The organism is Frankia sp. AiPa1, assembly GCF_023243075.1.
GTDB lineage: Bacteria > Actinomycetota > Actinomycetes > Frankiales > Frankiaceae > Frankia.
The window spans coordinates 16,693-38,783 of sequence record NZ_JALKFZ020000164.1; the positions used below are offsets into that span (position 1 = coordinate 16,693).

Annotated in this window: 2 protein-coding genes; both read right to left on the reverse strand. The window is 74.9% G+C overall.

Annotated features, from left to right (window positions below):
- Positions 1-3: 3 nt before the first annotated feature.
- Entirely contained in the window at positions 4-11,307 is an 11,304-nt protein-coding gene (locus tag MXD95_RS28610; RefSeq protein ID WP_285223679.1) for a type I polyketide synthase, read from the reverse strand.
- 110 nt (positions 11,308-11,417) lie between these two features.
- Positions 11,418-21,866: a type I polyketide synthase gene (locus MXD95_RS19115; protein ID WP_250642031.1), complete on the reverse strand. Its 10,449-nt coding sequence runs from the start codon at positions 21,864-21,866 to the stop codon at positions 11,418-11,420.
- Positions 21,867-22,091 lie beyond the last annotated feature (225 nt).

Sequence of the window (22,091 nt, forward strand, 5' to 3'; positions counted from 1 at the left end):
GGGTCAGGAGATGCCGAGGGTCTTGCCGATGAAGTCGATGAGTTCGGCGTCGGAGGCGTCGGAGAGCTCCGCGGCCACCGCCGGTTCGGCCGGCGCGTCCGCGGGGGTGCGCAACCGGGCGAGCAGGTCCTGCAGCCGGTCCACCGCCGCGGACCGGTCCGGTCCGGTGACCAGAGCGGCGTCGAGCGCCACTTCCAGCCGGTCGATCTCGGTGAGCACCACGGACAGGCCGGTCGGTTCGGCCGGGACCAGCTCGTCGAGCAGGAAGTCCGTCAGGGCCGACGCGGACGGATAGTCGAAGATCAGGCTGACCGGCAGGGGCAGCCCGGTCTCCCCGATCAGCAGGTTGCGCAGGTTCACGGCGGCGAGCGAGTCGAACCCCTGGTCGCGGAACCCGCGGTCGACGTCGACCTGGTCCGGTCGGGCCAGTCCCTGCACCGCCGCGACGTGGCCGCGCACGAGGGTCAGTAGCTCCACCCGGCGCTGCGTGCCATCCAGTCCGGCGAGCCGGGCGGCGAGGTCCGGTCGGGCCGTCCCGGCGCCGTCCGTTCCAACGGTGGCTGCCCGTGCGGCCTGCGCGGCCCGTTCCGCGGCCACGACAGGCAGGTCGTGGACCAGCGGATGCGGGCGTGCCCGGTAGAACGCCGACCAGTCGGCGTCGAGGACGGCGAGGTGCGTCTCGTCGTGGTCCAGCGCGCCGGCCAGCGCGCGCAGCGCCGGCTCGGGGTCCATCCCGCGCAGGCCGTAGCGGGCGAGGGTCCGCTGGGCGGCTTCGTCCGCGAGGCCTTCGCCGGTCCACTGCCCCCAGGCGATCGAGGTGCCGGGCAGGCCGGCAGCCCGGCGGTGATGGGCGAGGGCGTCCAGGTAGGCGTTGCCCGGTGCGTAGTTGCCCTGGCCCGGGACACCCGCGGATCCGGCGATCGAGGAGAACAGCACGAACGCGTCCAGGTCGGTGCCGGCGGTCAGCTCGTGCAGGTTGCGGGCACCGTCCACCTTGACGCGCAGCACGGCGTCGATCTGCGCCGGCGTCAGCTCGGCGAGCAGGCCGTCCTCGACCACGGCCGCGGTGTGCACGACCGCGCGCAGGGGCAGCCGCGGCGGGAGCCCGTCGAGCAGCCGGGAGAGCGCGTCGCGGTCCGCGACGTCGACGGCCGCGATCGTCACCTGGGCGCCCAGTTCCTCCAGCTGCGCGGTGAGCTCGGCGGCGCCCGGCGCCTCGGGTCCACGTCGGCTGGTCAGCAGCAGGTGCGGTGTGCCGGCCTGCGCGAGCCACCGGGCGACATGCTGGCCGAGCGCCCCCGTGCCGCCGGTGACGAGCACAGTGCCGCGCGGCGCCCAGCTCCGGGGCTCCGTTTCCGCCGACGGTGTTCCCGGGGATGCCGGCTCAGCGGCGGGCTCCAGCCGGCGGGCCAGGAGCCCACTGGGACGGATGGCCAGCTCCGACTCGCCGGTCTCGCCGCGCAGGGCCGCGGCGAGCTGGTCGGCGGTGTGCGGGCCGGGCTGCTCGGGCAGATCGACCAGGCCGCCCCACTGGTCCGGATGCTCCACCGCCGCGATCGCGCCGAATCCCCACAGCAGCGCCTCGGCGGGCCGGATGACCGTGTCCGCGGCGGAGGCGGCCACGGCCGCGCCGGTCACGACCCACAGCGGCACGGCCAGGCCGGAACCTGGGCCGGAACCTGGGCCGGAACCGTGGCCGACATCGAGCAGGGCCTGCAGCAGCGCGACGGTCGCCGCGAACCCGGACGGGGTCGACGGGGCCTGCGGGAGCGGCGTGTCATCGAGGGAGAGCAGCGAAAGCACCCCCGCGAGCGGCTCGCCCGCGGGTTCGGGCGCCCCCGGCACCCGCTGTGCTGCGTGCCCCTCGTGCGCGCCCGGTGCCAGACGGCCGAGTTCGGCGGCGAGACTGGCGCGGTCGGCGGCGGACGGGTCCACCGCCAGGATGCGGACCTCGACATCCTCGTGCGTCAGCGCCTGGCGGGCGAGGTCGACCCGCGGGTGGTCGCGGTGCCGCGCGGGCACCACCACCAGCCAGGAGCCGGCGCGTCGGGGGGCGTCGGCATCGGGGCGCCGAAAGGCCGCGGCAGCCTCATCCGGGTCCGGGGCGTCGAGGGGCACCGGTCGCCAGGTGAGCCGGTAGCGCCAGGAGTTCGCGGTCGTGTCGACGACCCGGCGGTTCCACCACGAGCCCAGCGCCGGCAGCACGGTGGCGAGCGCGGTCTGGTCGCCCGGATCGGAGATCCCCAGCGTGCCGGCGAGCGTCGCGGCGTCCGCGCGTCCGACGGCGGCCCAGAACTCGGCGCCGACCGCTTCCGACGGGCTCGCCGCCGCCGGTGGTGCGGGCAGCGCGGGAACCTCCGGCCGGTCCTCCAGCCAGTAGCGCTGCCGCTGGAACGCGTAGGTGGGCAGCGTGGCGGCGAGGTGGCGGGGATGCAGCCCGAAACGGTCACGCCCAGCGGCGTCGCCCTGGTCCCGCGGGCCGCTCTGGTCGTCCGCCGACGGCGTGAGAGTGGTGCTCGTCGGGGTGTGACCGTGGACGTGCAGGGTGGCGAGCGCGGTGGCGAGCGTGACGGCGGACGGATGGCGGCGGCGCAGCGTGGGAATGACCGTCGCCCCACCGCGGCGACTGCCGGTGCTGTCCCCGCCGGTGCTGTCCCTGGTGGCGTCGTCCCGGCTGGCGAGGGTCTGGGTGGTGAGGGTGGTGAGGGTGGTGTCGGGGCCGAGTTCGAGGTAGGTGGTGACGCCGAGCTCGGCGAGGGTGGTGACGCCTGCGGCGAACCGGACGGTGTGCCGCACGTGGCGGATCCAGTAACCCGGCGAGGTGAGCTGCTCGGGGGTGGCGAGCGCGCCGGTGAGGTTGGAGATGATCGGGATGGTGGGGGCGTGGTAGGTGACCGAGCCCGCGGTCGCAAGGAAATCGTCGAGGATGGGCTCGGTCAGCGGGCTGTGGAACGCGTGGCTGACGGTCAGGTGACGGGTGCGCAGCCCGCGGGCGGTAGCGGCGTCGGCGAGGGCGTCCAGCGTGGTCCGGGGCCCGGCGAGCACGGTGTTCGTGGGGCTGTTGAGCGCGGCGATGTCCACCGCGCCGATGCCGTCGAGCCAGGGATGGTCGTCGAGGAGCGCGCGGGTGGTGGGTTCGTCGGCGTGGACGCTGAGCATGGCCCCGCCGTCCGGTAGCGAGCCGAGCAGCCGGGCGCGGGTGGCGACGAGCAGGGCCGCGTCGGGCAGTGCCAGGACACCGGCGAGGTGGGCGGCGGTGATCTCGCCCAGGCTGTGGCCGATCAGGTAGTCCGGGGCGATGCCGTGGAAGGCCAGGGTGCGGTGCAGCGCGACCTGGAAGGCGAACAGGGTCGGCTGGGTCCAGGCGGTCTGGTGGATGAGAGCGGCGTCGGGGCCGTGTGGGTCGGCGTGCAGGACCGACAGCAGCGGCCGGTCGAGATGCGGATCGAACGCGGCGGCGACCTCGTCCAGGGCCGCGGTGTAGACGGGATGCGTGGTGTACAGGCCGTGGCCCATGCCGGGGTACTGGCTGCCCTGACCGGAGAACAGGAACGCCAGCGGCCCGCCGGACCCGACGACGGCGCCGGTGACCACCCCGGCCGAAGGCTGTCCCTGCGCGAGCGCGTCGAGCGTGTCGAGCAGACTGGCCTCGTCGGACGCGAGGGCGACCGCGCGGTGGGCGAAGGCGGTCCGGGTCGCCAGGGCCTGCGCGAGCCGTTCGACGGCGAGGCGTCCCGAGGTCCCCTCGGTCACCGCACGCAGGTGTATGGCCAGCCGCCGGGCCTGTCCGCGCAGCGCCGGCCCGGACCTGGCCGACAGCGGCACCAGAACCGGTGCCGCCACCAGATCGCCGGGCGACGGCTGCGACGGCTGCGACGGCTGCGCCGCCGGGACGGGAACGTCCGCGTCGAGCTCGTCCGACCCGGAGTGGTCGGGAGCCTGCTCGAGGATGACATGGGCGTTGGTGCCGCTGATCCCGAAGGAGGACACGGCGGCGCGCCGGGGGCGGCCGGTCTGTGGCCATGGCTGGTTCTCGGTGAGCAGCGTGACCGCGCCGTCGGACCAGTCCACGTGCGGAGTCGGCACGTCGGCGTGCAGCGTCGACGGCAGGGTGGCGTGGTGCAGAGCGAGGACGGTCTTGATGATGCCGGCGGTGCCGGCGGCGGCCTGGGTGTGGCCGATGTTGGACTTGAGGCTGCCCAGCCAGACCGGCTGATCGGCGGGCCGGTCCTGGCCGTAGGTGGCGAGGATGGCCTGCGCCTCGATCGGGTCGCCGAGCGGCGTGCCGGTGCCGTGCGCCTCGACCGCGTCGACGTCGGCCGCCCCGAGCCCGGAGTCGGCCAGCGCGGTGCGGATGACACGCTGCTGGGCGGGCCCGTTCGGAGCGGTCAGGCCGTTGGAGGCGCCATCCTGGTTCACGGCACTGCCCCGCACGACGGCGAGGATCGGATGGTTGCGGGCCCGGGCGTCACCGAGGCGCTCCAGCAGGAGCATGCTGGCGCCCTCGGCCCAGCCGGTGCCATCGGCGTGGGCGGAGAAGGCCTTGCACCGGCCGTCGGGGGCCAGGCCCCGCTGGCGGGAGAACTCCACGAACTCGGTGGGCGTGGCCATCACCGCGACGCCGCCGGCCAGCGCCAGGTCGGCTTCGCCGCTGCGCAGGGCCGCCGCGGCGAGGTGCACGGCGACCAGCGAGGACGAGCACGCCGTGTCGATGGTGACCGCCGGGCCCTCGAAGCCGAACGTGTACGCGACCCGGCCGGACGCGACGCTGCCGGCCACCCCGGTCCCCAGATATCCCTCCAGGTCCGGTGGAACGGCGCGCAGCTTCGTCCCGTAGTCGTGGTACATCACGCCGACGTAGACGCCGGTGGTGGAGCCGCGCAGGTCGGTGGGGTCGATGCCGGCGCGTTCGATGGCCTCCCAGGCGGTCTCCAGCAGCAGACGCTGCTGCGGATCGGTGGCCAGCGCCTCGCGCGGCGTGATGCCGAAGAACTCGGCGTCGAAGTCGGCGGCGTCGTGCAGGAAGCCGCCGTGGCGGGTGTAGGAGTGGCCGCTCGCGTCCGGGTCCGGGTCGTACAGGCCGACGAGGTCCCAGCCACGGTTGGTCGGGAACGTGGAGATCGCGTCTGTTCCGGACACGACCAGCTCCCAGAGCTGCTCCGGGGTGCTGACGCCGCCGGGTAGCCGGCAGGCCATCCCGACGATCGCGATCAGGTCGTCGTCGGTCCCCGGTGCGCCGGAGCCGCCGGCCTCGCCGGTGGTGCTGGCGGCGGCGCCGGGTGCGTTCCTGGCAGCACGGCCGTTCCTGCCAGCGCGGCCGTTCCTGCCAGCGCGGCCGTTCTTGGCGGCACGGTCGTCCTGGGCAGCGCGGTCGTCCTGGGCAGCGCGGTCGTCCTGGGCGGCGCGGTGGCCGCCCGTGGCGGTCGCGGTGTCGGCGAGGCTGTGGTCGAGCAGGCGGGCGAGCGCGCCCAGGTTGGGATGGTCGAAGGTCAGGGTGGCGGGCAGCCGCAGGCCGGTGGCCGCGTTCAGCCGGTTGCGCAGCTCGATCGCGGTCAGCGAATCCAGGCCGACGGTGCTGAAGGCCCGGTCCTCGGCGATGCTCTCGTCCGCGGCGCTGCCCAGGACCGCGGCGAGTTCGGCACGTACGAAGGCGAGGACAGCGGCATACCGGTCGTCGGCGTCCAGGCCCGCGAGCCGCCCGGCGAGGTCCGACCCGGACAGGGCCGAGGCCGGGTCCGCGGCCCCTGCCGCCCCGGCCGTGGCCGCCGCGCGTCGAACCGGGCGGACGAGGACGCGCAGCAGCGGGGGAATCCCGTGCTCGGCCGCGCGGGCCCGGACGGCGGCGAGGTCCAGGGGCACGGCGGCGAGGACGGCCTCGGCGCGCCGCGCGGCGCTGTCGAACAGGGCGAGGCCCTGCTCGGTGGTCAGAGCACGGATGCCCGTGCGGGCAAGGCGCGCCCGGTCGGTGTCGCCGAGGGCGGCGGTGAGGGTGCTGGTGTCGTGCCAGAGGCCCCAGGCGAGGCTTGTGGCGGGGAGGTGGTGGGTGTGGCGGTGGTGGGCGAGGGCGTCGAGGAAGGTGTTGGCGGCGGCGTAGTTGGCTTGGCCGGCGTTGCCGGTGAGGCCGGCCAGGGAGCTGTAGAGGATGAAGGCGCGCACGGTGGTGAGGTCGCGGGTGGCTTCGTGCAGGTTCCAGGCGCCGTCGATCTTGGGAGCGAGGACGGGTGCCAGCCGGTCGGGCGTGAGCGTGGTGAGAGTGGTGTCGTCGAGGACACCGGCGGTGTGGATGACGGCGGTGAGCGGGTGCGCGGGCGGGATGGCGGCGAGCAACGCGGCGAGCTCGTCGCGGTCGGTGATGTCGGTCGCGGTGATGGTGACGGTCGCGCCGAGGGCCGCGAGCTCCGCGTGCAGCGCGCGGGCCGCATCGTGCTGGGGGCCTTGGCGGCTGGTCAGGTGCAGGTGACGGACGCCGTGTCGGGAGACGAGGTGGCGGGCGAGGTGGCGGCCGAGGGTACCCAGGCCGCCGGTCACGAGCACGGTGCCGTCCGAGTCGATCCCCCACCCCCCCGCGCGGTTGGCGTAGGTCGGGCCGTCAACCCCGCGGTCCCCGGCCGCCCGGGTCAGGCGCGGGGTGTGGGCGGTGCCGGCGCGGACGGCGAGCTGGGGCTCGTCGGTGGCGAGGGCGGTGGCGAGCAGGTCGGGCAGCGCGTCGGCGGATGCCTGCTCCTCGTCGAGGTCGACGAGCAGGATTCGGTCGGGGTTCTCGCTCTGGGCGGTGCGGACGAGACCCCACAGCGGCGCGGCGGCCAGGTCGACGTCCTCGCCCGCCACACTGACCGCCCCCGAGGTCACGACCGCGAGGGTCGAGTCGGCGAAGCGGGGATCGGCGAGCCAGGCCTGGAGGAGACCGAGGGATTCGGTCAGAACCGCCCGTGCTCGCGCCGGTGGCTCCGGTAGCCGCGCCGGCCCGGTCGGCCCGGTCGACCCGGCCAGGGGCGCGACGAGCACCAGACTCGGCGCTTCGGAGCCCGCGTCGACGCGGGCCGCGAGGTCGGCGAGGTCGGCGACGACGTCCACGTCGTGATCGCCGGCGCGGAGGGCGGCTTCGAGGAGATCTCGTTGGTCACCGCCCGGCACGCCCACCAGCGCCCATCGGCCCCGGCCCGATCCGTCCGGGCTGGCCGCCGCGGTTCCGGCCGCCGGCACGGCAGCGTTCAGGGGCGGCCAGGACAACGCGAACAGGGCGTCCGGGCTACCGGTTCCGGCCGCCTGGATCTGGTCGAAGCTCACCGGGCGCAGTGCCAGCTCAGCGACGGAGATCACCGGTGTGCCGGCCGTGTCCCAGCCGACCAGGGAGATCCGGTCCGGCCCGGAGCTGTCCGAGCCGGTGACCCGTAGCCGAACCCGCAGTGTCGCCGCGCCGGTGGCGTGCAGGCGCACTGCGCGCCAGACGAACGGCAACCGGGCGACGGTCACGCCGGCAACCTGCCGGCCGTTCTGGTTGGCAGCCGCCCGTCCGGCGTCATGCTGTCCGGCGTCGTGCTGGTCTCCGTCGTGCTGGTGGGCATCGTGCTGGTGGATGGCGGGCAGGCCGATGAGGTGCAGGGCGGCGTCGAGCAGGGCGGGATGCAGGCCGAAGGCGCCGGCGTCGCCCGCGGTGTCGGCGGGCAGGCTGACCTCGGCGAACAGGTCCTCGCCGTGCCGCCAGGCGGCCCGCAGCCCATGGAAGGCCGGCCCATAGCTGAGCCCGGTGGCGGCGAACCGGTCGTACAGGGCGTCGGTGGTCAGCGCGACCGCACCCTCGGGCGGCCACACGCCGGCCGGGGAGACTCCGGCCCAGGTCTCCTCGTGCACCCCGATCGGTGCCGGCGACGCAGCCGGCGACTCGGCCGACGGCTGCGCCGACGATCCGGACTGGGCCCCGAGATGGGCCTCGAGCTGGGAGCCGTGTTGGGTCCCGAGCTGGGGGCTGTGCTGGGACCCGGACCCCGGGTCGGAGTCGAGCAGCACACCGTGGGCGTGGCGGGTCCAGTCCGCCTCCGACACGTCCGGGTTCCCGTCCCCGTCCGGGTGGCCATCGGCGTGCCACGGGTGGGTGAGCCGGGAGTGCACGCTCACCGGATGGCGCCCGCTCCGGTCCGCGGCACCGACGCGGACCTGCACCTGGGCCCCGCCGCGCTCCGGCAGGATCAGCGGCGCCTCGATGACCAGCTCCTCGAGGACATCGGCCCCGGCCTCGTCGCCGGCCCGGACCGCGAGCTCCACCAGCGCCGTTCCGGGCACGACCACGGAGCCGAAGACGACATGGTCGGCGAGCCATGGGTGGGTGCGCAGCGAAATCAGCCCGGTCAGGACCGATCCGTCCGCGTCCGCGAGTCGCAGCGTCGTCGCGAGCAGCGGGTGGCCCGCCGGGTGCAGCCCCAGCCCGCTGACGTCCCCGGCTGCGGTGGACGAGCCTTCCAGCCAGAACCGGCGGCGGGTGAACGCGTAGGTGGGCAGGTCGATGTGCCCGCCGGCGCGTGGCATGCAGGTGACGGCGGCGTCGAACCGGGCACCGCGGACGTGCGCCTGGGCCAGCGACGTGAGGAAGGTGGTGAGGCCGTCCTCCCCGCGCCGCAGTGACTCCACCACGGCGACCGGGCCAGCGAGCTCGGGAACGCTCTCGGCGATCTCGGTGACTGCCGCCGTGAGGATGGGGTGCGGGCTGATCTCGAGGAACAGGTCGTGGCCGGCATCGAGCAGGGCGCGGACGGCGGGTTCGAACTGGACCGGCTGGCGCAGGTTGGCGTACCAGTAGTCAGCGGTCAGCTCGGCGGCGTCGACCCAGTCGGCGGTGACGGTGGAAAGGATCGGGATGTCGGCCGGTCGTGGGTTGATCTCCCCCAGGGCGGCGAACACCTCGTCGCGGACCGCCTCGACGTGGGGCGAATGCGAGGCATAGCTGATCGGTATCCGACGGGTGCTGATCCCCTCGGCGCGCAGCTCCGCGGTGAACGCCTCGAGCACCGCCTGGCCCCCGGCGACCGCGGTGCTCGTCGGGCTGTTGCGCACGGCGATGTGCAGGCCACCCGCGCCGTCGCGGAACCGGGCCAGCCGGGTCTGCAACTCCTCGGCGGACAGCCGCACCGACACCAGACCGCTCCCGGCCGGGATGGTGTTCAGGACCCGGCCGCGCAGGGCGACGATGCGGGCGGCGTCCTCGAGGCTGAGGGCGCCGGCGATGTGCGCGGCGGCGATCTCGCCCTGGCTGTGGCCGACGACGGCCTTTGGGTGAACGCCGTGGTGCTGCCAGAGCCGCGCCAAGGCGACGAAGACCGCGAACAGGGCGGGTTGGACGATATCGTCCCGGTCGAGGGGTGGCGCGCCCGGCTCGTCCCGCAGGACGTCGAACAGATCCCAGTCGGTGTGCGGCCGCAGCGCGGCGGCGACGGCCGCGAGGTGCTCGGCGAAGACGGGGCTTGCGGCGAGCAGCCCGCGGGCCATCCCCGGCCACTGACTGCCCTGCCCGGGGAAGACGAACACGGTGGTCGCGCTGGTGTCGGCGACGCCGCGCACGATCCGCGCACCGCTCGCACCGCTCGGCGCGGTCGGTGCGTCGGGGCCGGCCAGCGTGGCCAGCCCGGCCCGGAAACCCGGCAGGTCTTCGGCGACGATCACCGCCCGGTGCTCAAGCGCTGCCCGGCGGGCGGTGAGCGAGTACCCGATGTCGCCCAGGTCGAGGCCAGGACGGGCCTCGACGAACGCGCCGAGCCGCGCCGCCTGCGCCCGCAGCGCGTCCGCCGTCCGTGCCGAGACCACCCACGGCAGCACCGTCGACCCGCCCAGCCCGAGCGTCCCCTCCCGCTCCCCGGACGCTGCCGGCGGCAGCGTTGGCGGGATGGCGGGGGTGCCGGTGCCGGTGCCGGTGCCCCTGGGGGTGGGGGTGGGGTGTTCGAGGATGAGGTGGGCGTTGGTGCCGCTGATGCCGAAGGCTGAGACGGCGGCGCGGCGTGGGCGGTCGTCGGCGGTGGTGGGCCAGTCGGTGGGTTCGGTGAGCAGGGCGACGTTGCCGGTGGTCCAGTCGACGTGGGGGCTGGGCGCGTCGAGGTGCAGCGTTCGGGGCAGTCGGCCGTGGTCCATCGCGCTGATCAGCTTGATGATGCCGGCGACGCCGGCGGCGGCCTGGGTGTGGCCGATGTTGGATTTGATCGAGCCGAGGTGCAGGGGTCGGTGGTCGGGGCGGTTCTGGCCGTAGGTGGCGAGGATGGCCTGGGCTTCGATGGGGTCGCCGAGGGCGGTGCCGGTGCCGTGGGCTTCGACGGCGTCGATGTCGGTGGGGGTGAGTCCGGCGGCGGTGAGGGCGGCGCGGATGACCCTTTGCTGCGACGGCCCGTTCGGCGCGGTGAGCTGGCTGGACTGCCCGTCCGAGTTCACCGCGCTGCCGCGGATCAGGGCGAGGACCCGGTGCCCGCGCCGGTGGGCGTCGGAGAGCCGTTCCAGCACGAGCAGGCCCGCGCCCTCTCCCCAGGCCGTCCCGTCGGCGGCGGCGGCGAACGGCTTGCATCGGCCGTCCGGGGCGAGGCCGCGCTGGCGGGAGAACTCGACGAACATGCCAGGGGAGGACATGACGGTGACCCCGCCGGCGAGCGCGAGGTCGCACTCGCCGGCGCGCAGTGCCTGGCCGGCCAGGTGGATCGCGACCAGTGACGAGGAGCAGGCGGTGTCGACGGTGACCGCCGGTCCCTCCAGCCCCAGCGTGTACGCGACCCGCCCGGAGGCGACCGAGGTCATGCTGCCGGTCAGGACATAACCGCCGTAGCCGTCCGGTGCGTCGGCCAGCCGGGTGCCGTAATCGTGCGGGGTGACGCCGGCGAACACCCCGGTGGAGCTGCCGCGCAGCGAGGTCGGGTCGATGCCGGCCCGCTCCAGCGCCTCCCACGCTGTCTCCAGCAGCAGGCGCTGCTGCGGGTCGATGGCGAGCGCCTCCCGTGGGGAGATCCCGAAGAACTCGGCGTCGAAGGTGTCCGCGTCGTGCAGGAAGCCGCCCTCGCGGGCGTAGGTGTGGCCGACCCGGTCGGGGTCGGCGTCATAGAGGCCGTCGACATCCCAGCCGCGGTTGGTGGGGAAGGGGGTGATCGCGTCCCGTTCGCCGTCGACGAGTTCCCACAGCTGCTCGGGTGAGCTCACGGCGCCCGGATAGCGGCAGCCGATCCCGACGATCGCGATCGGTTCCCGCCGGGAAGCCTCGGTCTCCCGCAGCCGTGCGCGGGTCTGGTGCAGGTCCGCGGCGACCCGGTTGAGGTATTCGCGAAGCTTCTGTTCGTTCGCCATTGCTCAGCCTTCTCGGGACGCGGGGGCAAAGGACGCGGGCACAGCGGACGCGCTGGCAAGGGTCGCGGAGGGAGGTGACGCGGGGGCGGGGCAGGGCGCGGGACGGCGGGTCATGCCAGCCCCAGCTCGCGGTCGATGAGGTCGAAGATCTCGTCATCGTCGGCGCTGCTGATCTGCGCGCTGAACCCGTCGGTGTCGTCGACGCTGTCGGCGTCGTCGAGCGCGATCGGGAAACCGTCGACCGTCATCTGGGCCGGACCGTCGGTCGTGGTCCTGGGTGCGGTTGTCGGGAGGAACGTGGCTGCCGCCGGGGTGTCGGGCGTAGCGGTGGATGCCGCGGGAAGCGCCGCGGGAAAAAGGGTGTCCCGCAGATGGGTGGCGAGCAGCGTTGGTGTCGGATGGTCGAACAGCAGGGTGGTCGACAGGTGCGTGCCGGTCTCCCTGGTCAGCCGGTTGCGCAGCTCGATCGCGCTCAGCGAGTCGAACGCGGACTCCAGGAATCCCCGGTCGGGACGGATCGCCGCGGCCGAGGTGTGCCCGAGGATCTCGGCCGCGGTGGTGCGCACCAGCGTCAGCAGGCTGCGGTGCTGCTCCTCGGCGGGTCGCCCGCGCAGTCGCTCGACCAGCGCGTCCGCCCGGTTCCGCGCCGGTGCGCCGTTGCCCGTGGCCGGCGTGCCGGCTGCCCCCAGCCCGTCATCGTGGCTGGTGCGCGGCCCGGAACCTGGCGCCGCACCACGCAGGGCTGCGGCGCGCAGCCCGTCCCACAGCGGGCTGGTGGCAGGTCCCCCCGTCCCGCTGCGGTCGGGGGGCCGCAGCCGCGCCGGGATGAGCAGCGCCTCGGCACCGGCAGCAGGGACGACGCCGGCATCCAGGACGCGGTCGAACAGCGCGAGACCCTCGGCGGTGGACATCGGCGCGATGCCGGCCCGGGCCATGCGGGCCTGGTCGGCCGCGGACAGGTGCCCGGCCATCCCACCCGCCTCGGCCCAGTGCCCCCAGGCCAGCGAGACGGCGGGCAGGCCGGCCGCGCGCCGGTGCTGGGCCAGGGCGTCGAGGAACGTGTTCGCCGCGGTGTAGTTGGCCTGGCCGGCGGATCCGAGCAGGCCGGTGACCGAGGAGAACAGCACGAACGCGGCGAGGTCCAGCCCCTCGGTCGCCACGTGGAGCTGCCACGCGCCATCCACCTTCGGCCGCAGGACGGTGTGCAGCGTGGCCGGGTCGAGGGAGGTCAGTACGGCGTCGGCGAGCACGCCGCCGGTGTGCACGACCGCGGTGAGCGGATGGTCCGCGGGCACGGCCGCGAGCAGGCGCCGCACGTCGCTCGGCTCGCTGACGTCGGCCGCGAGGACCGTGACATCCGCGCCCGCCGCGAGCAGCTGGGTGGCCAGTTCCCCGGCGCCCGGCGCGTCGGGGCCGCGGCGACTGGCCAGCAGCAGGTGCCGCACCCCGTGGTGGGAGACCAGCCGGCGAGCGGCGAGCGCGCCGAGGCTGCCCGTCCCGCCGGTGACCAGCACTGTGCCCGTCGGGTCGAGCGGCCGCGGCAAGGTGAGCACGAGTTTGCCGGTGTGTCGGGCCAGGCTGAGCTGGCGCAACGCCTGACCGGCGTGCCGGACGTCGAAGCTCGCTGTCGGCAGGGGCGTGAGCGCGCCGGTGGCGAACAGGTCGGTGAGGTCGGCGAGCATCGCGCCGACCCGCTCGGGATCCACGTCGAACAGGTCGAACGCCTGGTAGGTGGTGCCGGGGTGCTCGGCTGCGACCGTGGCCGGATCGCGCTGGTCGGTCTTGCCCATCTCGATGAAGCGCCCGCCGGTCGTCAGCAGCCGCAGCGAGGCGTCGGTGAAGTCCCCGGCCAGGGCGTTGAGTACCACGTCGACCCCGCGCCCGCCGGTCGCGGCGCGGACGGTGTCGGCGAACTCCAGGGTCCGCGAGGACGCGATGTGGGCGTCGTCGAGGCCGTGGTCCCGCAGGACCGGCCACTTCGCCGGGCTCGCCGTCCCGAACACCTCGGCCCCCCGCTGCCGGGCAAGCTGGACGGCCGCCTGCCCGACCCCGCCGGTGGCGGCGTGGATGAGTACTCTCTCGCCGGCCCGAAGCCCGGCCAGCCCCACCAGGCCGTGATATGCCGTGAGGAACGCGACTGGTGTGCCCGCCGCCTGGCCGAACGTCCAGCCAGGCGGGATCACGGTCAGCAGCCGGCGGTCGGTCACCGCCAGCGGGCCGAGGGTGCCCTGGATCAGACCCATCACCCGGTCGCCGGGCGCGAGGTCCCGCACCGCCGTCCCGATCTCGACGACGACGCCGGCACCCTCCGCGCCGATGCGTGCCCCGCCCGGGTACATGCCCAGGCTGATCAGCACGTCGCGGAAGTTCAGGCCTGCCGCGCGCAGGGCGACCCGCACCTCGCGTGGACCCAGCCGCCGGTGGGCGTCCGGTTCGGGCAGCAGCGCCAGGTTGTCCAGGGAGCCGGCTGCGGTGACGTCGAGCCGCCAGGCGTCCACCCCCGCCGGCGGCGCCAGGGCGCCGGCGGGGGTGGACGCGTCACCGGGGGAGCCGTCAACCGGAACAAGCCGTGGATGGCGGATCTCCCCGTCGCGCACCGCCAGCTCGCTGTGCTCCGCCTCCTGGGCGCCCAGCAGGGCCAGCGCACGGGCCACAGCCGGTGACGAGCCGAGGTCGCGGTCGAGGTCGCGGTTGAGGTCGAGGTCGAGGTCGAGCAGCGCAAGCCGGCCGGGATGCTCCGCGCGGGCGCTGCGGACCAGACCCCACACCCCCGCCGCAGCCAGGTCCAGGACGTCCTCGCCGGGACCTGCGGCGATGGCCCGTTCGGTCACGAGGACCAGACGGGACGCGGCGAACCGGTCGTCGGTCAGCCAGTCGCGCAGCAGGCGCAGGGCCGCCGCGAGAGCCGTGTGCGTCGCCGGCACCACCCCCGGCTCGGGCAGCCGCGACCCCTGCCCGCCCGAAAGCCGATGGACGATCAGCCGGGGCAGCGAGCCGTCGGCATCCAGCACCGCTCGCAACGCGTCCAGGCCGGAGATCTCCACGGCATCGGCGGCGACAGCCCGAGTGACATCGGCGGCGACATCGAAAGCGACATTCGCGGTGGCATCGCCGACGACATCGACGATGCCGGCCAGGGCATTCCTCGCCGGGCGATCCGCGGCGTCGGATGTCTGGGGCGCCGTCTCGTCGGCGGGAGCGTCCAGCACCGGCCATTCCAGCCGGAACAACCCGTTCCCGGCCGTGGCGCGCGGCGCCACGGCCCGAAGCCCGGCCTCGACGAGCGTCTGGGTGGCCACCGGGCGCAGGGTCAGACCGCCGACCGTGGCGACGGGTGTGTCGTTCGGGTCGGTCAGGGTGAGCGTGACCGTGTCCGCGCCGACCGGGCAGACCCGGACCCGCAGCTCGGTGGCGCCGCGGGCCGCCCCCGTCACATCACGCCAGGCGAAGGGCAGACGGATCTGTTCCGCGCCCACCGCGGCGGCCAGCTGCGGCGTCTGCGTTCCAGGGGTCGGCTGCGGTGTCGGTGTTCCGCCAGCTGGCTGTGCCGCGGCGGCCGGCTGTGGTGTCGTGGCTGCCTGTGCCGTCGTGGCCGGTGACAGCAGCCCGACGACCGCGTGCAGCGCCGCGTCGAACAACGCCGGATGGATCGCGAACCGGCCCGCCTGCCCCCCGGGGCCTTCCGCTGCCGCCGGCAGTCGCACCTCGGCCAGGATCTCCTCGCCCGATCGCCACGCCGCCCGAAGTCCGCGGAACGCGGGCCCGTACTGATAGCCATCGGCGCTCAGCCGCGGGTAGAGGCCGCTGACGTCGACCGGGACAGCGTCGGGGGGCGGCCACAGGCCTTCGCCGTGCGCTGATCCGGCCGCGCCCGCTTGGCTCACCGCGCCCGCCTCGTCCGTCTCGTCCGTCGCATCCGCTGCGATGCCCGCAGTCACTGCGTCGGCCGTGCTTGTCGCGGGTGTGCGGGGCTGCGGCAGGCGAAGGGAGGCGGCGGTCTCGGTGGTGCGCAGCGAACCGGTCGCGTGGCGCTGCCACGGAGACGGCGTGCCCGCCTCGCCGTCTCCCGGGCGTGCGTCGGCCGGACGCGAGTAGATCGTCACCGGGCGTCGCGGGCCGTCGCCAGCCGGTTCGGCCGGTCCCACCAGCACCTGCAGGTCGGTCGAGCCCTCGGTCGACAGAACCAGGGGGGTGATCAGCACGAGCTCCTCGACCCGGCCGGCGCCAGCCCGCAGCCCCGCGGTGAGGGCGAGGTCGACGAACGCGGTCCCCGGCAGCAGCACCAGGGCGCCCGTCACCGGATCTCCTACCGCATGGTCCGCCAGCCACGGCAGCGCGGCCGGGTCCAGGCTTCCGGTGAACGCCAGACTGCCATCGGCGAGCTCGACGGACCCGGTCAGCAGCGGGTGGTCGGCGCTCGTCTCGCCGGCCGTGGCGCGGGATGCGCCGCCTGCCGGTACAGGAGCCACCAGCCAGTGGCGTTGCCGCTGGAACGGGTAGGTGGGCAGCGCGGTCGGGCGGACCGGATGGCCGCCGAACGCCGCCGCCCAGTCCAGGCTCGGCACGGCGCCCTCCACGTGCAGGCGGGCCAGCGCGGCCGTGACCGTGCGCGTCTCGGGGCGCTTGGCGCGCAGCAATGCGACGACCGTGGGCGCGGTTGCGGGCGCGCCGGCGAGTGCCGGATCGGCTTGCTCGCCCGGGGTCTGCTCGGCCTGGATGCGTTCGGCCAGAGTCTGTTCGGCCAGCGCCGCGAGCACCGCGTCCGGCCCAAGCTCGACGAACGCGGTGACGCCCTGCGCGGCGAGGGTGCGTATGCCATCACCGAAGCGGACGGTCCCGCGCAGGTGGCGCACCCAGTAGTCGGGATCGGTCAGCTCGGCGTCGGTCGCGACCAGACCGGTGACGTTGGAGACGATCGGGATCGTCGGCGGGTGCAGGGCCAGGGTGCCCAGCACCCGGCGGTACTCGTCGAGGACCGGGTCCAGGTGCGCGCTGTGGAAGGCGTGGCTGACCCGCAGCCGGCGCACCCGTCGCCCCTCCTGCTGCCACCGGTGGGAGAGCTCGTCGACCGCCTCGGCGTCACCGGAGAGCACGACCGAGCGCGGACCGTTGACCGCGGCGAGGTCCACCGCCGCCCCGGCCGGCCCGGCGTGCGCGAGCAGCGCGGCGACCTCGGCCTCGGTGCCCTCCAGCACCGCCATCGCGCCCAGGGCGGGGACCGCCTGCATCAGCCGCCCCCGCGCCGCCACCAGGGCGGCCGCGTCGGGCAGGCCGAGCACTCCCGAGAGATGCGCGGCGGTCAGTTCGCCCACCGAGTGCCCAAGGAACCGGTCGGGGCGCAGGCCGAACGATTCCACCAGCCGGTAGAGCGCCACCTCAAGGGCGAACAACGCCGGCTGGGTGTAGGCGGTCGCGTCGAGGTCCGCCGCCGCGGCCGAACCCGGCTCGGCGAACAGCAGCTCGCGTACCGGCCGGCCGAGCGCCGGGTCAAGATACTCGGCGACCTCGTCGAGCGCCGTCGCGAACACCCCGAAGGTTGAATACAGCTCCCGGCCGGCCCCGGGCCGCTGGCTGCCCTGCCCGGTGAACAGGAACGCGACCCGCCCCGGAGGTGTGTCGGCCACGCCGCTGACGACCTGCGCGGCCGGGTCACCCACGGCCACGGCCCGGATTCCGTCGAGCTGTTCGTCGGGGCCGGCGCCGAGCACGACTGCCCGATGTGCCAGTACCGCCCGGGTGGTGGCCAGCGCGTACCCGATGTCCGCAACCGACGGTCGGGCGGGCGGCGGTGCCTGCGCCGCGGTCGTGACCCGTTCGACGAGCCGGCCCGCGACCGCGCGCAGCGCGGCCTCAGAGTGGCCGCTGAGCACCCAGGGCAGCACCGGCCCGCTCCCGCCTGCCAGCCCGCTCCCGCCTGCCGGCCCGCTCCCGCCTGCCGGCCCGCGCTGCGTGCCGCTCACAGCGCCCGTCGTCTCGGCAGCGCCAGCCGTCTCGAGGCCGCCAGCCGTTACCTCGAGGATGAGGTGGGCGTTGGTGCCGCTGATGCCGAAGGCTGAGACGGCGGCGCGGCGTGGGCGGTCGTCGGTGGTGGTGGTGGTGGGCCAGTCGGTGGGTTCGGTGAGCAGGGCGACGTTGCCGGTGGTCCAGTCGACGTGAGGGGAGGGCTCGTCGATGTGCAGGGACCTGGGCAGCCGGCCGTGCCGCAGCGCCTCGACCATCTTGATCACACCGGTGACGCCGGCGGCGGCCTGGGTGTGGCCGATGTTGGATTTGATCGAGCCGAGGTGCAGGGGTCGGTGGTCGGGGCGGTTCTGGCCGTAGGTGGCGAGGATGGCCTGGGCTTCGATGGGGTCGCCGAGGGCGGTGCCGGTGCCGTGGGCTTCGACGGCGTCGATGTCGGTGGGGGTGAGGCCGGCGGCGGTGAGGGCGGCGCGGATGACCCTTTGCTGCGACGGCCCGTTCGGCGCGGTAAGGCCGTTCGAGGCACCATCGGAGTTCACCGCGCTGCCCCGTATGACGGCGAGGATCTGGTGGCCGCGGCGCCGAGCGTCGGAGAGCCGCTCGAGCAGCACCATGCCGACGCCCTCGGACCAGGCCGTCCCGTCGGCGGCGGCGGCGAACGGTTTGCACCGGCCGTCCGGGGCGAGGCCGCGCTGGCGGGAGAACTCGGTGAACATGCCCGGCGTCGGCATGACGGCCACGCCGCCGGCGAGCGCGAGGTCGCACTCGCCGCCGCGCAGTGCCTGGCCGGCCAGGTGGATCGCGACCAGTGACGAGGAGCAGGCGGTGTCGACGGTGACCGCCGGTCCCTCCAGCCCCAGCGTGTACGCGACCCGCCCGGAGGCGACCGAGGTCATGCTGCCGGTCAGGACATAACCGCCGTAGCCGTCCGGTGCGTCGGCCAGCCGGGTGCCGTAATCGTGCGGGGTGACGCCGGCGAACACCCCGGTGGAGCTGCCGCGCAGCGAGGTCGGGTCGATGCCGGCCCGCTCCAGCGCCTCCCACGCCGTCTCCAGCAGCAGGCGCTGCTGCGGGTCCATCGCGGCGGCCTCCCGTGGGGAGATCCCGAAGAACTCGGCGTCGAAGGTGTCCGCGTCGTACAGGAAGCCACCCTCGCGGGTGTAGGACGTTCCCGGACGGCGAAGCTCCGGGTCGTGTAGCGCGGCCAGGTCCCAGCCCCGGTTCGTCGGGAACGGCCCGACCGCGTCCACCTCCGCGACGAGCAGGTTCCAGAGTTCCTCGGGGGTGCGGGCGTCGCCGGGCCAGCGTCCGGCCGTCGCCACGATCGCGATCGGCTCGTCCCGTCCCTGTGCCGCGCCGTCGGGCCCGGCTCCGGTTCCGGTTCCGGCGGCGCGGCCGGGCGCGCCCGCGGTGCCCATGGCCGTGTCGGCGGTGCCGGCGAGGGCACTGTGCAGATGGGCGGCGAGGCGGCGCGGGGTCGGATGATCGAAGGTCACCGCGCCAGGCAGTGCCACCCCGGTCGCCGCCGCCAGCCGGTCGCGGAACTCCACCGCGCTCACCGAGTCGAAGCCGAGGTCCTTGAATGTCCGGTCGGGGTTCACCCCGCCGGCGGCGTGACCGAGCACGATCGACAGGGTCGACCCGATGACGTCGAGCAGCACCCGCTCCGCTTCGGCTCTCGCCACTGCTGCCAGCCGCCCGCTCGGCCCCGCCAGCCCGCCCGGCCCGGGCAGCTGCGCGGGGATGGACGTCTGCGAGGTGGACCCGTTGCGGGTGGAGGCGAGTAGCCGCTCGCCTTCCCGGCCGTCCCGGATGTGCCTGCCCGTCTCGGCGTCCCCGTGGGCGACGCCCTCGATGTTCTGGAGATCTTCGAGGTTCGGAAGACCAAGGATGAAGGGCCGCCGCTGGAACGGGTAGGTGGGCAGCGCCACCCGACGCGCCCCGGCCGGGAACGAGACCGCCCAGTCGACCTCGACCCCGGCGACGTGTGCCTCGGCCACCGACCGCAGCAGTCGACGTGCCCCGCCGTCGTCGCGGCGCAGCGTGGCGACCGCCGTCACCGGCACGCCCACGGCCTCGGCCGTGGCGCGGATGCCGCCGATGAGAACCGGATGCGGGCTGGCCTCGATGAACGTGCGGTGGCCGGCGGCGAGGGCGGCGCGGACGGCTTCCTCGAAGCGGACCGTCCGGCGCAGGTTGGTGTACCAGTATCCGGCGTCCAGGCCGGCGGTGTCGTAGGCCGCTCCGGTGACGGTGGAGAAGAAGGTGAGTTCGGTGGCCCGCGGGCGCACGAGGCTCAGCCGCTCCAGTAGCGCGTCGTGTAGCTGCTCCACCTGCGGGGAATGCGAGGCGTAGTCGACCGGAACGCGGCGGACGTCCACTCCCTCGGCGGTGTACCGCGCGAGCAGGGCGTCGAGCGCCGCCGGGTCGCCCGCGACGACGGTGGACGAGGGGCCGTTGATCGCCGCCACGGCCAGCAGCCCGCTCTCGCCATCCGGCCGCGTCGCGTCGATCCGGTCGAGCACGGTGGCGGCTGGCAGCGGAACCGACGCCATCGCCCCGGCCTCGGCCAGCCCCGCGAGCACGCGGCTGCGCCGGGCGACGACCGCCGCGGCGTCCGCCAGGGACAGTCCGCCGGCCACCCAGGCGGCGGCGATCTCGCCCTGGGAGTGGCCGATCACCGCGTCCGGACGGACCCCGAAGGAGCGCCACAGCTGCGCGAGCCCGGTCATCACCGCGAACAGGGCCGGCTGCACCACGTCCACCCGGTCGAGGGACGGCGCGTCCGCGGCACCGGACAGCACGTCGATCAGCGACCAGTCGACGTGCGGCGCGAGCGCGTCGGCGCAGGCGGCGATGTGCGTCGCGAACACCGGCGCGGTCGCGAGAAGGTCGCGCGCCATCCCGGCCCACTGCGATCCCTGGCCCGGCAGGACGAGGACGACCCCGCCGCCCGGCCTGCCCGCGCCGATCGACCCGCCCGCGCCGATCGGCAGGCCGGTCACCAGCTCGCCGGCCTGCCCGCCGTCGCGCAGCGCGGCCAGCCCGCCGAGCAGCTCCGCGGGCCCGGCACCCACGACGACCGCCCGTCGTTCGAAGGACGTGCGGGTCGTGGCCAGCGAGAACCCGATGTCGGCGGCGCTGGCGTCCGGCCGGCCGGCCAGCAGGTCGTGCAGCCGGCCGGCCTGGGCCCGCAGCGCGGCGTCGGTGCGGGCCGACAGCGGCCACACCACCGGCGACGTCGCGGTGGCCGCCGGTTCCGCGATGGGGGCCGGGTCCAAGGCGGGGGCCGGGTCCAGGTCGGGCGCCGCACCGACGATGAGATGGCAGTTGGTGCCGCCCATCCCGAACGAGCTGACGCCGGCCAGAGGCGGGCGGTCCGCGACGGGCCAGGGACCGTGCTCGGTGTGGACCCGCAGCCGCAGCTCGTCGAAGGCGATGTCGGGGTTGGGGAGGGCGAAGTTCAGGCTGGCGGGCAGTTCCCGGTGGGCGATCGCCAGCACGGTCCGGAGCAGTCCGACGATGCCGCTGGCCCCCTCGAGATGACCGACGTACGTCTTCGCCGAGCCGACCAGCAGCGGTGCGTCGGCCGGCCGGGCGACGCCGTAGGCCGCGCCCAGTGCCGCGGCCTCGATCGGATCGCCCACCTTCGTGCCGGTTCCGTGCAGCTCCACGTACTGGATCTCGCCCGGGTCGACGCCCGCCGCCCGCACCGCCTCGCGGATCACCCGGGCCTGGGCGTCGGGGCTGGGCCGGGTCAGCCCGTCGGTCGCGCCGTCGCTGTTGACCGCGCCGCCGTGGATCACCGCGTGCACCCGGTCGCCGTCCGCCAGCGCGGCGGCGAGCGGCTTGAGCACGACCAGCCCGCCGCCCTCGCCGCGCACATAGCCGTCGGCCCGCGCGTCGAAGGTGTAGCACCGGCCCGCGGCGGACAGCGCGCCGAACCGCTCGGCGGCCACGGTGCTCTCGGGCGCCAGGTTGAGCTGCACCCCACCCGCGAGCGCCAGGTCGCACTCGCCGCGGCGCAGGCTCTCCACCGCAAGGTGCACCGCGACCAGGGACGATGCCTGTGCGGCGTCGACCGTGAGGCTGGGCCCGTGCAGATCCAGGGCGTAGGAGACGCGGTTGGCGATGATCCCGCGGTTCTGCCCGGTCAGCGTGTGCCGGGTGATCGTGTCCGGGCCGGACCGCGCCACCGCGGTGGCGTGGTCACCGGCGATCGCTCCGACGAAGACGCCGGTGCGGCTGCCGGCGAGGTCCCCGGGCCGCTGCCCGGCGGCCTCGACCGCCTCCCAGGCGAGCTCCAGGACCAGGCGCTGCTGCGGGTCGAGCTCGGCGGCCTCACGGGGCGCGATTCCGAAGAACTCCGGGTCGAAGCCGTAGACGTCGTCCAGGTGCGCGGCGGACGTCGCCCCGATCCGGCGGGGCACGGCCGGGCCGCGGCCGATCGCGTCCTGCCCCGAGCGCAGCAGGTCCCAGAACGCCGTCGGATCAGGCGCTGACGGCAGTCGGCAGGCCAGCCCGACCACCGCTACCGGCTCGGCGTACAACGGCGCCGGGCCGGTTCCGTCCGTTTCCTGCGTTGATCCACTGCGCATCGCTGACCGCTCCTCGTCGTGAACCTTCAGAGCTCGATGTCGCTCTGGCGAAGTGCACACTTCTCGGGGTGCGATTCAGCGTAGATGGACCGACTGTGGGATCGCTTTGGAGCCGCTAAAGGCTCGGTTTGGTGTTGCCAAGTGATGGCAGTATCTCTTCCTGGTGAGTGGAGAACTCGGCCCCGGACCGCCTGGAAATGCTACGGTCAGTCCGCCCCCGCCCCC

What these genes read in the sequence shown, in the direction of transcription:
- MXD95_RS28610 (WP_285223679.1), bottom strand. Translation starts at nt 11,307, where the DNA reads ATGGCGAACGAACAGAAGCTTCGCGAATACCTCAACCGGGTCGCCGCG.
- MXD95_RS19115 (WP_250642031.1), bottom strand. Translation starts at nt 21,866, where the DNA reads ATGCGCAGTGGATCAACGCAGGAAACGGACGGAACCGGCCCGGCGCCG.